Here is a 13,780-nt window from a genome sequence, read left to right as displayed (position 1 = left end):
CGGCAGATACGGCATGGAGATCCAGTCCGGCCGGTGCGCTCGCTGTCGGGGACGGGGTCCAGGCCGCGGGTCCCCGCGGGCCGGATCGTACCTTTGCCGCCAAAAGGGCCATAACGACCTTCCGGATCCCGGAGTGGTCCTCCGGGGCCGCCACCTGGCGGGGATGTGACTGATACTGGGTGGGTTATGGAATTCGTCATCCTTGCTGTAGTCATCGCCGCCCTGGTCGTGGCCGGCCTGATCAGCGGGCTCGTGGTCAGCGGCCGTAAGAAGAAGCAGCTGCCCCCGGCACCGTCGAGCACGCCGACCCTCACTCCCGCCGAACCCCATGTCGGCGAGGAAGCCGAGACACCGCGCGAGGAACCGCGCCGCACCATCGAGGAGGCCGGTCCCGCCGGCGCCGAGGCTCCCGCCGAGGAAGCCCCGGCAGTCGCCGAACCGGCGGCGCCCGCAGTCCCCGCGCTGGAGATCCCGGAGCCCACCGCGGGCCGTCTCGTACGGCTGCGCGCCCGGCTCGCCCGCTCGCAGAGCACCCTCGGCAAGGGACTGCTCACGCTTCTGTCCCGCGACAACCTCGACGAGGACACCTGGGAGGAGATCGAGGACACCCTCCTCACCGCCGATGTCGGCGTCGCCCCCACCCAGGAGCTGGTGGAGCGGCTCCGAGAGCGCGTCCGCGTCCTCGGTACCCGTACCCCCGAGGGGCTGCGCGGCCTGCTGCGCGAGGAGCTCCTGGCGCTGCTCGGCACCGACTTCGACCGTGCGGTCAAGACGGAGAGCGGCGTCGACACGCCCGGCGTCGTGATGGTCGTCGGCGTCAACGGCACCGGCAAGACCACCACCACGGGCAAGCTGGCCCGGGTCCTCGTCGCCGACGGCCGCAGCGTGGTGCTCGGCGCGGCCGACACCTTCCGTGCCGCCGCCGCCGACCAGCTCCAGACCTGGGGCGAGCGTGTCGGTGCCCGGACCGTGCGCGGACCCGAGGGCGGCGACCCGGCGTCGATCGCCTTCGACGCGGTGAAGGAAGGTATCGCCGAGGGTGCCGATGTCGTTCTCATCGACACCGCCGGCCGGCTGCACACCAAGACCGGGCTCATGGATGAGCTCGGCAAGGTCAAGCGCGTTGTCGAGAAGCACGGCCCGCTCGACGAGATCCTGCTCGTCCTCGACGCCACGACCGGGCAGAACGGCCTGGTTCAGGCACGGGTGTTCGCCGAGGTCGTCGACATCACCGGCATTGTTCTCACCAAGCTGGACGGCACCGCCAAGGGCGGCATCGTCATCGCCGTCCAGCGCGAACTGGGCGTACCGGTGAAGCTCGTGGGTCTCGGCGAGGGACCGGACGACCTGGCTCCGTTCGAGCCGGAGGCGTTCGTCGACGCACTGATCGGCGACTGACGGGCCGATTGCGGCTCCTCCGCCCCCGAACGCCGGGCGGGCTCGACAGCGAGCCCGCCCGGCGTCGTCGTTCCCGCCGCTGGTGCCGTGTCCGGCAGTGTCTGCCCCATGAGGAGCGTCGTCCGGTGCGTGCGATCGCGAGGCGGCCGGACGTCCTTGGACGGGGTCTCCCCTGCTCGAACGAAGCTGAGAGCTTGGGGAAGGAGCTACCAGGGCTTTTGGCCGACGCGGCGAGCGGGCGTGCCGGGCGGTGCGACGGGGCAGAGCGTGCCGGGAGGGGCACCAGGAGGGCACTGAAGATCTCGGCCGGGCTCCCGGCGTCTTGCACGCACATCTGCGGCGTTGCCAAAACGGCCTGATAGCTCCGTTATGAGGCCGCTTCGGCGCCTTGCAGCTGCACGCACCAGACGCCGCTCGCTGATCCGGCCAAGACCTTCAGCACCCTCCTAGGAGCGATGGCAGATGTACGCCAGGGTGCCCAGCAGCAGCCGCGCCTGCGGTGGCGTGGCCGCCGTGTCCAGGACCGGCGGACGCAGCCAGCGGACCGGCCCGAGACCGCCCTCGTCCGACGGCGGTGCGGTGATGTGGCAGCCGTGCCCCAGCGCCCGCAGATCCAGATCCGCGTCGTCCCAGCCCATCCGGTAGAGCAGCTGCGGAAGTTCGGCGGCGGCGCCCGGCGCAACGAAGAACTGCGCCCTCCCGGACGGCGTCACGGCCACCGGGCCGAGCGGCAGCCCCATCCGCTCCAGCCGCACCAGCGCCCGCCGCCCGGCCTGTTCGGCGACGTCGAGCACGTCGAACGTGCGCCCCACCGGCAGCAGCATCGAAGCGCCTGGCACCTCCGCCCATGTGCGTGCCGCTGTGTCCAGCGTGGCGCCCGCAGGCACCTCGTCGGCGAACTCCAGCGGATGAGTGCCGGGGGAGAGGCAGGCGGTGTCCCCGCAGGAGCACCTTCCGGCCGCGGCCCGCGCCCCCGGCGCGACGGCCCAGCCCCACAGCCCTGTGTACTCGGCCACCGCGGTGCACTCGGCCGCACGGCCTCGACGCCGTGAGCCGGATCGCATCTCCCGGATGCCGCCGATCGTGAAGCCCATGCCCCCTCCAACGGGTCCCGCTCGCCGGTGGTTACGACGCGGAGTAGCGTTGTGACACTCCGTCGCCCCGTCGATCCGGCAGCGCCCGGATGGTGCCCGGGGTCCTGCGACACGAGCCACGCGCCCCTGCGCGCTTCACTGCGTCGGCTGCTGATCGTCGTCTGTCAAGTGAATCGCGCCGGGCGGCAGGCGCGTTCATTCGAAGGGGTGGCGAATGGTGGCGTTTCTGTGAATGCCGTCGCGGGTCGGTGATCGTAGGATTACCGTCGGTACACGAACCATGGAAGTATGTGCGCCTGTGGGTATGCCGGAGGCAATCCGATTTCCTGTTCGATGGCGCCCCACCCCCATAGGGGCGGCTTTGGCTCACGGCAATCTGATAGTGGTTCGCGCGACAGTATTCAGCGGGATGGGGGCGTTCCAGTGAGTGGCAGCGGCGCAGGCGATTCGAATGCCGGTAAGCGCCCCAACGGGCAGTTGGGATCATGGTTCGTGCGCAGCGGCTGGTCGAAGGGCGAGCTGGCACGGCAGGTGAACCGCAGGGCGCGCCAGATGGGTGCCCACCACATCAGCACCGACACCTCCCGGGTGCGGCGCTGGCTCGACGGCGAGCAGCCGCGCGAACCGATCCCGCGCATCCTTTCCGAGCTCTTCTCCGAGCGCTTCGGCACCGTCGTCGCCGTAGAGGACATCGGGCTGCGCTCCGCCCATCAGTCACCGTCGGTGTCCGGCGTGGACCTGCCCTGGGCGGGCCCGCAGACCGTCGCCCTGCTCAGCGAGTTCTCCCGCAGTGACCTGATGCTCGCCCGCCGCGGCTTCCTCGGCACCTCGCTCGCCCTTGCCGCCGGCCCGGCCCTCATCGAACCCATGCAGCGCTGGCTGGTGCCGGTCGCCGCCGCGGCACCCGCGGAGCCCGAGTCGCCGGCCGCCGCCCGGCGCCCCTCCCGGCTCTCCGGCCCAGAGCTCGACCTGCTGGAATCCACCACCGTGATGTTCCGCCAGTGGGACGCGCAGTGCGGCGGCGGACTGCGACGCAAGGCCGTCGTGGGCCAGCTTCATGAGGTCACCGACCTGTTGCAGGAACCGCAGCCCGCGGCCACCGCCAAGCGGCTCTTCCGGTGTGCGGCCGAACTCGCCGAACTGGCGGGCTGGATGAGTTACGACGTCGGTCTCCAGCCCACGGCCCAGAAGTACTTCGTCCTTGCGCTGCACGCCGCGAAGGAGGCCGGCGACAAACCGCTGGGCAGTTATGTCCTGTCCAGCATGAGCCGTCAGATGATCCACCTCGGACGGCCCGACGACGCCCTCGAACTCATCCATCTCGCCCAGTACGGCAGCCGGGACTGCGCCACCCCGCGCACCCAGGCCATGCTGTATGCGATGGAGGCCCGCGCGTACGCCAACATGGGCCAGCCCAGCAAGTGCAAGCGAGCCGTCCGAATGGCCGAGGACACCTTCCTCGACGCCGGGACCGACGGCGAGCCGGAGCCCGACTGGATCCGCTTCTTCTCCGAGGCCGAACTCAACGGCGAGAACTCCCACTCGTACCGTGACCTCGCCTATGTGGCCGGCCGCAGCCCCACGTACGCCTCGCTCGCCGAGCCGGTCATGGAGAAGGCCGTCGAGCTCTTCGGTGAGGACGACGAGCACCAGCGGTCGTACGCCCTGAACCTGGTCGGCCTCGCCACCGTCCATCTCCTCAAGCGCGAACCCGAACAGTCCACGGTGCTCGCCGAGCGGGCCCTGCGGATCGCCAAGAAGGTCCGCTCCGAGCGCGTCAACACCCGGCTGCGCAAGACCGTCGACACCGCTGCCAGGGACTTCGGCGACATTCCCGCGGTTGCCCAACTCACCGATCTCCTCACCGAGCAGCTGCCCGAGACCGCCGAAGCGGTCTGACCGGGCACCCCCTCACTCCGGCCACGACGACCACCCTGCACAGACCGACTTCGGCTCCCCCTTGCCAGGTCAGCGGGTGATCGGCGTGGCCGGTTCGCGTTCCCGCTCCCGTACTCCAGAGTTGTCACCGCACCGTATGCGGCCACGGCGGCAGGGTAGGCCCGGCCCCGGATGCGCCACTCGCGGTTCATGGGGACGTAACACGCCACACCTCTTCGTCACTGCGGCGAAACACCGTGCGGCATCGGCGGAAACCGCGCTGGGCGAACCTCATGGCGCATAACCGGCCCGCACCCTTTCCACCGTGGTCCCGCACGTGGTCCCGCAGGTTTCGCCCCACGCGGCCGCACCGACGACGAGGAGACGCCGATGCCCCCAGGCATCACGACGCTTGCCGCAGACGCCCCGACGCTGTCTGCCGCCAACACAGGGTTCATGCTCATCTGCTCCGCCCTCGTGATGATCATGACCCCGGCCCTCGCCTTCTTCTACGGAGGCATGGTCCGCGTCAAGAGCACCCTCAACATGCTGATGATGAGCTTCATCAGCCTCGGGATCGTGACGATCCTGTGGGTGCTCTACGGATTCAGCCTCGCCTTCGGCACCGACATCGGCTCGTTCATCGGCTGGAGTTCGGACTTCGCCGGCCTGAGCGGGATCGGCATCACACAGCTCTGGGACGGCTACACCATCCCGGTCTACGCGTTCGCCGTCTTCCAGCTGATGTTCGCCGTCATCACCCCAGCCCTGATCAGCGGCGCTCTCGCCGACCGCGTCAAGTTCACCTCCTGGTCCCTGTTCGTCGCCCTGTGGGTGACCGTCGTCTACTTCCCGGTCGCGCACTGGGTCTGGGGCGCCGGCGGCTGGCTCTTCGAGCTCGGCGTCATCGACTTCGCCGGTGGTACGGCCGTCCACATCAACGCCGGTGCGGCAGCCCTCGGCGTGATCCTCGTCATCGGCAAGCGCGTCGGCTTCAAGAAGGACCCGATGCGGCCGCACAGCCTGCCGCTCGTCATGCTCGGCGCCGGTCTGCTGTGGTTCGGCTGGTTCGGCTTCAACGCCGGCTCGTGGCTCGGCAACGACGACGGCGTCGGCGCGGTCATGTTCCTCAACACGCAGGTCGCCACCGCCGCCGCGATGCTCGCCTGGCTCGGCTACGAGAAGATCCGCCACGGCTCCTTCACCACCCTCGGCGCCGCGTCCGGCGCGGTCGCCGGACTCGTCGCCATCACCCCGTCCGGCGGTGCGGTCAGCCCGCTCGGCGCGATCGCCGTCGGCGCGATCGCCGGTGTCCTCTGCGCCATGGCGGTCGGCCTCAAGTACAGGTTCGGCTACGACGACTCCCTGGACGTCGTCGGCGTCCACCTCGTCGGCGGTGTCGCGGGCTCGCTCCTCATCGGCTTCTTCGCCACCGGCGGTGTCCAGTCCGACGCCAAGGGCCTCTTCTACGGCGGTGGCCTCGACCAGCTCGGCAAGCAGGCCGTCGGAGTCTTCGCGGTCCTCGCGTACTCTCTGGTCGTCTCCGCGGTCCTCGCCCTCCTCCTCGACAAGACGATCGGCATGCGGGTCGACGAGGACGACGAGATCTCCGGCATCGACCAGGTCGAACACGCCGAGACCGCGTACGACTTCAGCGGCGCCGGCGGCGGTGCGGCCCCGCGTACGGCCTCCGCACCGGCATCGGAGACCACGGCAGCAGCGCAGACCAAGAAGGTGGACGCATGAAGCTCATCACGGCAGTCGTGAAGCCGCACCGGCTCGACGAGATCAAGGAGGCCCTCCAGGCCTTCGGCATCCAGGGCCTCACGGTCACGGAGGCCAGCGGATACGGGCGCCAGCGCGGCCACACCGAGGTCTACCGGGGCGCCGAGTACACCGTCGACCTCGTCCCCAAGATCCGTATCGAGGTCCTCGTCGAGGACGAGGACGCCGAACAGCTCATCGATGTCGTGGTCGAGGCCGCCCGAACCGGCAAGATCGGAGACGGCAAAGTCTGGAGCGTTCCCGTCGAGACAGCCGTACGGGTACGCACCGGCGAACGCGGCCCGGACGCACTCTGACCGACGGCCTCGCAAACTGAAAGGCAGCTGGGTGACGAGCACCGAAGTGACCACCGAATCCGAAGACTCGGGACCCAGCGGCTACGCGGCGGCCCGGCTGCGCCTCCTCCAGGAGACGGCGCGGTCCGGGCCGCCGCGCCGTGCGGCCCTCGCCTCACTCACCGACGACTGGCTGACCGCCCTGTTCGCCACCGCCACCGACCAGACCGGCGTCCGCGGCGCCGCCCTGGTCGCCGTCGGCGGCTACGGCCGCGGCGAACTCTCCCCGCGCAGCGACCTCGACCTCGTGCTCCTGCACGACGGCAGAGCCGACGCCGGAGCCATCGCCTCCCTCGCCGACCGCATCTGGTACCCCGTCTGGGACCTCGGCCTCGCCCTCGACCACTCCGTACGGACCCCCGGCGAAGCCCGGAAGACGGCCGCCGACGACCTCAAGGTGCAGCTCGGACTGCTCGACGCCCGGACCGTCGCCGGAGACCTCGGCCTGGTCGCCGCGATGCGCACCACGATCCTCGCCGACTGGCGGAACCAGGCTCCCAAACGGCTTCCCGCCCTCGACGAACTCTGCCGCGAACGCGCCGAGCGCCAGGGCGAGCTCCAGTTCCTCCTCGAACCCGACCTGAAAGAGGCCCGCGGCGGCCTGCGCGACGCCACCGCCCTACGCGCGGTTGCCGCCTCCTGGGTCGCCGACGCCCCCCGTGAAGGCCTCACCGAGGCCCGCCGCATCCTCCTCGACGCCCGCGACGCCCTGCACCTGACCACGGGCCGCGCCACCGACCGCCTCGCCCTCCAGGACCAGGACCAGGTCGCCACCGCCCTCGGCCTCCTCGACGCCGACGCACTGCTGCGCCAGGTGTACGAGGCCGCGCGCACCGTCTCGTACGCCACCGACGTCACCTGGCGCGAGGTCGACCGCGTCCTGCGCGCCCGGTCCGTACGCCCCCGGCTGCGCGCCATGCTGGGCGGCGGCAAGACCGCCGCCACCGAACGCACCCCACTCGCCGAAGGCGTCGTCGAGGCCGACGGCGAGGTCGTCCTCGCCCGCACCGCCCGCCCCGAACGCGACGCCGTGCTGGTCCTGCGCGCCGCCGCCGCGGCCGCCCAGTCCGAACTGCCGATCTCCCGCCACGTCGTGCGCCGCCTCGCCGCCGCCGCCCGCCCGCTGCCCGTGCCCTGGCCCGCCGAGGCCCGTGAGGAGCTCGTCACCCTGCTCGGCGCGGGCGAGGCCACCATCCCCGTCTGGGAGGCCCTCGAAGCGGAAGGGTTGATCACCCGGCTGCTGCCCGACTGGGAACGCGTCCACTGCCGCCCGCAGCGCAACCCCGTCCACACCTGGACCGTCGACCGTCACCTCGTCGAAGCGGCCGTCCGCGCCTCCTCGCTCACCCGCCGCGTCGGCCGTCCCGACCTCCTGCTCGTCGCCGCCCTGCTCCACGACATCGGCAAGGGCTGGCCAGGCGACCACTCCGTCGCCGGGGAGGTCATCGCCCGCGACGTCGCCGCCCGGATCGGCTTCGGCCAGCACGACGTGGGCGTCGTCGCCACCCTCGTACGCCACCATCTGCTGCTCGTCGAGACCGCCACCCGCCGTGACCTCGACGACCCGGCCACCGTCCGCTCCGTCGCCACCACCGTCGCCAGCGCGTCCACGCTGGAGCTCCTGCACGCCCTCACCGAGGCCGACGCGCTCGCCACCGGGCCCGCCGCCTGGTCCACCTGGCGTGCCTCCCTCGTCGCCGACCTCGTCAAACGTGTCGCCGCGGTCCTCGCCGGCGAGGCAACCACCGATCCGGAACCCGTCGAACCCAGTGCCGAACAGGAACGGCTGGCCATTGAGGCGCTGCGCACCGGCGAACCCGTCCTCGCCCTGCACGCCCAGGCCGAGACCCCGGATGAGGACGGCGAACCGGAACCCATCGGTGTCGAACTCCTCATCGCGCTCCCCGACCGCCCGGGCGTCATGCCCGCCGCAGCCGGAGTTCTCGCCCTGCACCGTCTGACCGTCCGCGCGGCCGACCTGCGCGCCGTCGAACTCCCCACCGAGCTCGGCGAGTGCGCCGACGTGCTGCTGCTCAGCTGGCGGGTGGCGGCGGAGTACGGCTCCCTGCCGCAGGCAGCCCGGCTCCGCGCCGATCTCGTACGCGCCCTGGACGGTTCCCTCGACATCCCGGCCCGTCTCGCCGAACGCGAAGCCGCCTACCCGCGGCGCCGCGGGGTGAAGGCACCACCACCTCGGGTGACGGTCGCGGCGGCGGGCTCGCGGCTGGCGACCGTGATCGAGGTGCGCGCCCAGGACGCCCCCGGGCTGCTGCACCGGATCGGGCGGGCGCTGGAACAGAGCGCGGTACGGGTGCGCAGCGCGCACGTGTCGACGCTCGGCGCCAACGCGGTGGATGCCTTCTACGTCACAGGGACGGACGGGGAGCCGCTGTCCGACGCACGCGCAACAGAGCTGGCCCGAGAGGTCGAGCGGACCCTGGGCTGACTCCCGCGCGCTACGCGGAAGGGCCCTCGTCCGTCACGAGAAACCGGGCGAGGGCTTTGCGTTTCCCGGTGTCCGGATACCCTTGGGGACGACTGACCTGCACCCGACCCCGACCCTGAGGACCGACGAGCGCCGTGTTCGATACTCTCTCCGACCGCCTTAGCGCGACTTTCAAGAACCTCAGGGGCAAGGGCCGCTTGTCCGAGGCGGACATCGACGCCACGGCCCGCGAGATCCGTATCGCCCTGCTCGAGGCCGATGTCGCGCTTCCCGTCGTGCGCGCTTTCATCGCCAACGTCAAGGAGCGGGCGCGCGGCGTCGAGGTCTCCCAGGCGCTGAACCCCGCCCAGCAGGTCGTCAAGATCGTCAACGAGGAGCTTGTCGGCATCCTCGGTGGTGAGACCCGGCGGCTGCGGTTCGCCAAGAACCCGCCCACCGTGATCATGCTCGCGGGTCTGCAGGGTGCCGGTAAGACCACCCTCGCCGGAAAGCTCGGCCTCTGGCTCAAGGGCCAGGGCCACTCCCCGCTGCTCGTCGCCTGTGACCTCCAGCGCCCCAACGCCGTCAACCAGCTGAGCGTCGTCGCCGACCGCGCCGGTGTGGCGGTCTACGCCCCGCAGCCGGGCAACGGCGTCGGTGACCCGGTCCAGGTCGCCAAGGAATCCATCGAGCACGCCCGCTCCAAGCAGTACGACGTGGTCGTCGTCGACACCGCCGGCCGCCTCGGTATCGACGAGGAGCTGATGCAGCAGGCCGCGGACATCCGCGACGCCGTCAGCCCCGACGAGATCCTCTTCGTCGTCGACGCGATGATCGGCCAGGACGCGGTCAACACCGCCGAGGCCTTCCGGGACGGCGTCGGCTTCGACGGCGTGGTGCTCTCCAAGCTCGACGGTGACGCTCGCGGTGGTGCGGCCCTGTCGATCGCCCACGTCACGGGCAAGCAGATCATGTTCGCGTCGAACGGTGAGAAGCTCGAGGACTTCGACGCCTTCCACCCCGACCGCATGGCGTCCCGCATCCTCGACATGGGTGACCTGCTCACCCTGATCGAGCAGGCGGAGAAGACCTTCAGCCAGGAAGAGGCCGCCAAAATGGCCTCCAAGCTGGCGTCCAGCAAGGGCAAGGACTTCACCCTCGACGACTTCCTGGCCCAGATGGAGCAGGTCAGGAAGATGGGCTCCATCTCCAAGCTGCTCGGCATGCTGCCCGGTATGGGGCAGATCAAGGACCAGATCAACAACATCGACGAGCGCGACGTGGACCGTACCGCCGCGATCATCAAGTCGATGACGCCGCACGAGCGCCAGGAACCGACGATCATCAACGGCTCGCGCCGGGCCCGTATCGCCAAGGGCTCCGGTGTCGAGGTGTCCGCCGTGAAGAACCTGGTGGAGCGGTTCTTCGAGGCGCGCAAGATGATGTCGAAGATGGCGCAGGGCGGCGGCATGCCCGGCATGCCGGGGATGCCGGGCATGGGTGGCGGCGCGGGCCGGCAGAAGAAGCAGGTCAAGCAGGCCAAGGGCAAGCGCAAGAGCGGCAACCCGATGAAGCGGAAGGCCGAGGAGCAGGCCGCGGCCGTCCGTCGCGAGCAGGCGGCGGCGCAGGGGGGCGCGTTCGGTCTCCCGGCGGCGCAGGAGGACCAGAGCTTCGAGCTTCCCGACGCGTTCAAGAAGTTCACGGGCTGACACCCGACGCCCTCAGGGGCACACAGGTAAGGGGCATTCGCCATGGGCGGGTGCCCCTTACCCGTGCCACCTGGTTGCGCGCCCGTATCGCGTCGGCGTCCCTCCACGGGCCCAGCGGACAGCTCCTCCGAGGGCTTTGATCGTATTTCTCCTTTAATGTCGGCTCAACGGCTGTCGGCAAAGGAGCGCGCGTGACCAATTCCGTACCGCCACGCGATCGGACCGACCAGCCGTGGCGCTCCGAAGGTGCCCCACCGCCCACGCCGAAAGGCCGGAAGATGCCGGGCGGCTGGGGCCGACTGCTGCTGACCGCGCTGGCCGTCTATCTGATCGCCAACCTGGTGCTGTCCTTCTTCAACGGCAGGAACGAGCCGACCATCGCGTACACGGAGTTCAGCAAGCAGGTCACGGCGGGCAACGTCTCCAAGATCTACTCCAAGGGCGATTCCATTCAAGGGCAGCTCAGGAAGGAGGCGAAGGTCCCGGGCACCGACCGCACGTACACGAAGTTCGTCACCCAGCGGCCCGCGTTCGCCGACGACAACCTCTGGGCCGAGCTGGTCAAGGAGGACGTCACCGTCACCGCCGAGCCGGTCGTCAAGGAACGCAGTTTCCTCGCCAACCTGCTGATTTCGCTGGCGCCGATGCTGCTGCTCGTCCTGCTCTGGGTGGTCATCGCCCGGCGGATGTCCCGGGGCATGGGCGGCGGGATGGGCGGCTTCGGCCGCAAGGCCCCGCCCAAACCGGTCGAACTGGAGGAGGGCAAGCGCACCACCTTCGAGGATGTGGCCGGTATCGACGAGGTCGAGGGCGAACTCAACGACGTCGTCGACTTCCTGAAGAACCCGCAGCAGTACCGGAGGATGGGCGCCCGGATGCCCGGGGGAGTGCTGCTCGCGGGTCCGCCCGGCACAGGCAAGACACTCCTGGCGCGGGCCGTGGCCGGCGAGGCGGGCGTGCCGTTCTTCTCCGCCTCCGCCTCCGAGTTCATCGAGATGATCGTCGGCGTCGGTGCCGGCCGGGTACGGGAACTGTTCGCGGAGGCCCGCAAGGTCGCCCCCGCCATCATCTTCATCGACGAGATCGACACCATCGGCCGGGCCCGTGGCGGCGGCTCCGGCATGGGCGGCCATGACGAGCGCGAACAGACGCTGAACCAGATCCTCACCGAGATGGACGGCTTCTCCGGATCGGAAGGCGTCGTCGTCCTCGCCGCGACCAACCGCGCCGACGTCCTCGACCCCGCCCTCACCCGGCCCGGCCGCTTCGACCGGATCGTCCATGTGAGCCCTCCCGACCGGACCGGCCGGGAGGCCATCCTGAAGATCCACACCCGGCAGATCCCGCTCTCCGACGACGTGAGTCTCGGCCAGGTGGCGCAAACGACCCCCGGCATGACCGGTGCCGACCTCGCCAACCTCGCCAACGAAGCCGCGCTTCTCGCCGTCAAGCGCAAGCAGTCCGAGGTCAGCCAGACCGACCTGTCGGACGCCCTGGAGAAGGTCCAGCTCGGAGCCGAACGACCGCTCGTCATGCCGGAGGAGGAGCGGCGCAGGACCGCGTACCACGAGAGCGGCCACGCTCTGCTCGGCATGGTCCAGCCGGGCGCCGACCCCGTGCGCAAAGTGACCATCGTGCCGCGCGGCCGGGCCCTCGGCGTCACTCTCTCGACGCCGGACGCCGACAGGTACGCGTACACCGAGCAGTATCTGCGCGGCCGTATCATCGGCGCCCTCGGCGGCATGGCCGCGGAACAGCTGGTCTACGACGTGGTCACCACGGGCTCGGAGAGTGACCTGGAACAGGTCACTCTTCTGGCGCGCGGAATGGTCGGACGCTGGGGGATGAGCAGCAGGATCGGCAGGCTGACGGCGATCCCGGGCGACGTCCAGCAGGCGTACGGACTCTCGGCGGCGCCGGCCACGCTGGACGCCGTGGACGACGAGATGCGGCGCATCGTCGACGAGTGCTACACCGAGGCGCAGCGGCTGCTGCGCGAGCACCGGGAGAAGCTGGACGCGCTGGCGTCGGCGCTGCTGCAGAACGAGACGCTGGACGAGGAGGCGGCCTACCGGACGGCCGGTATCCCGCGCCTGGCCAAGTAGGACCGCCCCACCGCGTTCGCACCGGCTTCAGGAGGTGCAGACGAGATAGCGGAAGACATTCGGCATCCACACCGTGCCGTCCTGGCGCCGGTGCGGGTGCAGTGCCTCCGCGACCTCCTTCTCCACCTGGGAGCAGTCCGTCGCCCGCACCGCCGCATCGAACAGCCGCGTCGACAGCAGCCCGCGCACCGCACTGTCCAGGTCCGCGTAGCCGAACGGGCACGCCACCCGCCCCGAGCCGTTCGGATTCAGTCCGGCCCGGAACGCCACGTCCTCCAGATCGTCCCTGCGCGCCGGGCGCCAGCCGCCCGCGCGGGGCGCCCGCGCCCCGTCGGTGAGCCGGGCCGCCACCCGGAGCACCGCCGCGGTCGCGCACCGCTCGGGGGGACCCCAGCCGGTCAGCACCACCGAGCTGCCCCGGGCGAGCAGCGCCACGGCGGACTCCAGGGCGGGCAGCAGCCCTTCGGAGTCACCCGCCGAGCAACCGATCGGGGTGAACGCGGTGAGCAGGTTGTACGGGACACCGTCGGCCGGCGCGACGGCGGACGGATCACCGGCGAAGAGCTGGGGCGGCCCGGCCGGGGCAGGATCGGGACCGCCGTCCCACGCCGCTCCCGGCAGCAGCCGTTCGCGGGCCAGGTCAAGGCGTTCACCGTCGGTGTCGACGCCGGTGACGCGAGCCCCGCGGGCGGCCGCGATCAGCAGCGCGAGCCCGGAGCCGCAGCCGAGGGAGAGCATCCGCGTACCGGCTCCGACCTCGAGCCGGTCGTACACCGCTTCGTACAGCGGCGCGAGCATCCGCTCCTGGATCTCGGCCCAGTCACGAGCACGGGTTCCGGGGTCCACCGGGGCGGACGGATCCGTCTGCCCGTGGTGCCGGACGAGCGTTGGTGTCATGGAAAGCGCCCCAATCCGCCGAGAGGTAGGTCGTTCCCGAGTGATGGACGGCCCCCGTGTGTGCGTGCCCGCACTCCCCCCGTATGTCAGAGAACTGCGCATCCGCGGCCGCGTCCAGAGGGCGGATGGCAATGGTTGTGCGCCTCGGTGGTGC

At 70.7% G+C, this 13,780-nt stretch carries 9 protein-coding genes; 7 read left to right on the top strand and 2 right to left on the bottom strand.

The genetic code is table 11. The annotated features are described in order from the left end of the window. Window positions 1-186 precede the first annotated feature (186 nt). The gene (gene ftsY / locus ACGFSA_RS11455; protein WP_393302962.1) at window positions 187-1,398 is read left to right on the top strand and encodes a signal recognition particle-docking protein FtsY; all 1,212 of its coding nucleotides are present in this window, start codon (window positions 187-189) and stop codon (window positions 1,396-1,398) included. Window positions 1,399-1,844: 446 nt separating this feature from the next. On the opposite strand, the gene ACGFSA_RS11450 is transcribed toward ftsY, so the two are convergent. Then, window positions 1,845-2,492 carry a bifunctional DNA primase/polymerase gene (locus ACGFSA_RS11450; RefSeq protein ID WP_393302960.1) on the bottom strand — a complete coding sequence of 216 codons (648 nt, stop codon included), beginning with the start codon at window positions 2,490-2,492 and terminating at the stop codon, window positions 1,845-1,847. Between the two features lie 423 nt (window positions 2,493-2,915). Between ACGFSA_RS11450 and ACGFSA_RS11445 the strand changes: the two genes are divergently transcribed. The 6 genes from ACGFSA_RS11445 to ftsH all read left to right on the top strand — a co-directional run bounded on the left by ACGFSA_RS11445 (window position 2,916) and on the right by ftsH (window position 12,729). Further along, complete coding sequence (locus ACGFSA_RS11445; protein ID WP_393302958.1) at window positions 2,916-4,391, top strand: hypothetical protein; 1,476 nt, start codon at window positions 2,916-2,918, stop codon at window positions 4,389-4,391. 369 nt (window positions 4,392-4,760) lie between these two features. Next, a complete protein-coding gene (locus tag ACGFSA_RS11440) occupies window positions 4,761-6,116 on the top strand; it encodes an ammonium transporter (RefSeq protein WP_393302956.1) in 1,356 nt (451 codons plus the stop codon). Beyond that, window positions 6,113-6,451, top strand: a complete 339-nt coding sequence (locus tag ACGFSA_RS11435) for a P-II family nitrogen regulator (RefSeq protein WP_393302954.1) — start codon at window positions 6,113-6,115, stop codon at window positions 6,449-6,451. Before ACGFSA_RS11440 ends, ACGFSA_RS11435 begins: the two co-directional genes overlap by 4 nt. Before the next feature lie 31 nt (window positions 6,452-6,482). Next, window positions 6,483-8,936, top strand: coding sequence for a [protein-PII] uridylyltransferase (locus ACGFSA_RS11430; RefSeq protein ID WP_393302952.1), 2,454 nt, complete (start codon window positions 6,483-6,485; stop codon window positions 8,934-8,936). Between the two features lie 134 nt (window positions 8,937-9,070). Continuing rightward, complete coding sequence (gene ffh, locus ACGFSA_RS11425; protein ID WP_393302950.1) at window positions 9,071-10,624, top strand: signal recognition particle protein; 1,554 nt, start codon at window positions 9,071-9,073, stop codon at window positions 10,622-10,624. Window positions 10,625-10,815: 191 nt separating this feature from the next. Next, on the top strand, window positions 10,816-12,729 hold the full coding sequence (gene ftsH, locus ACGFSA_RS11420; protein ID WP_393302948.1) for an ATP-dependent zinc metalloprotease FtsH: 1,914 nt from the start codon (window positions 10,816-10,818) through the stop codon (window positions 12,727-12,729). 27 nt (window positions 12,730-12,756) lie between these two features. On the opposite strand, the gene ACGFSA_RS11415 is transcribed toward ftsH, so the two are convergent. Continuing rightward, window positions 12,757-13,626, bottom strand: a complete 870-nt coding sequence (locus ACGFSA_RS11415; RefSeq protein ID WP_393302946.1) for a methyltransferase domain-containing protein — start codon at window positions 13,624-13,626, stop codon at window positions 12,757-12,759. Between the last annotated feature and the right edge of the window lie 154 nt (window positions 13,627-13,780).

Origin of the sequence: Streptomyces sp. NPDC048496 (genome assembly GCF_043200055.1) — a bacterium.
Taxonomy (GTDB): domain Bacteria; phylum Actinomycetota; class Actinomycetes; order Streptomycetales; family Streptomycetaceae; genus Streptomyces.
Note: the sequence above shows the minus strand (reverse complement) of the source record. Positions and strands in the feature narration are given on the sequence as shown.

Bases quoted from the DNA above. Each gene is read 5' to 3' on its own strand.
- ftsY (WP_393302962.1), top strand. From the start codon at position 187: ATGGAATTCGTCATCCTTGCTGTAGTCATCGCCGCCCTGGTCGTGGCC.
- ACGFSA_RS11450 (WP_393302960.1), bottom strand. From the start codon at position 2,492: ATGGGCTTCACGATCGGCGGCATCCGGGAGATGCGATCCGGCTCACGG.
- ACGFSA_RS11440 (WP_393302956.1), top strand. From the start codon at position 4,761: ATGCCCCCAGGCATCACGACGCTTGCCGCAGACGCCCCGACGCTGTCT.
- ACGFSA_RS11435 (WP_393302954.1), top strand. From the start codon at position 6,113: ATGAAGCTCATCACGGCAGTCGTGAAGCCGCACCGGCTCGACGAGATC.
- ACGFSA_RS11415 (WP_393302946.1), bottom strand. From the start codon at position 13,626: ATGACACCAACGCTCGTCCGGCACCACGGGCAGACGGATCCGTCCGCC.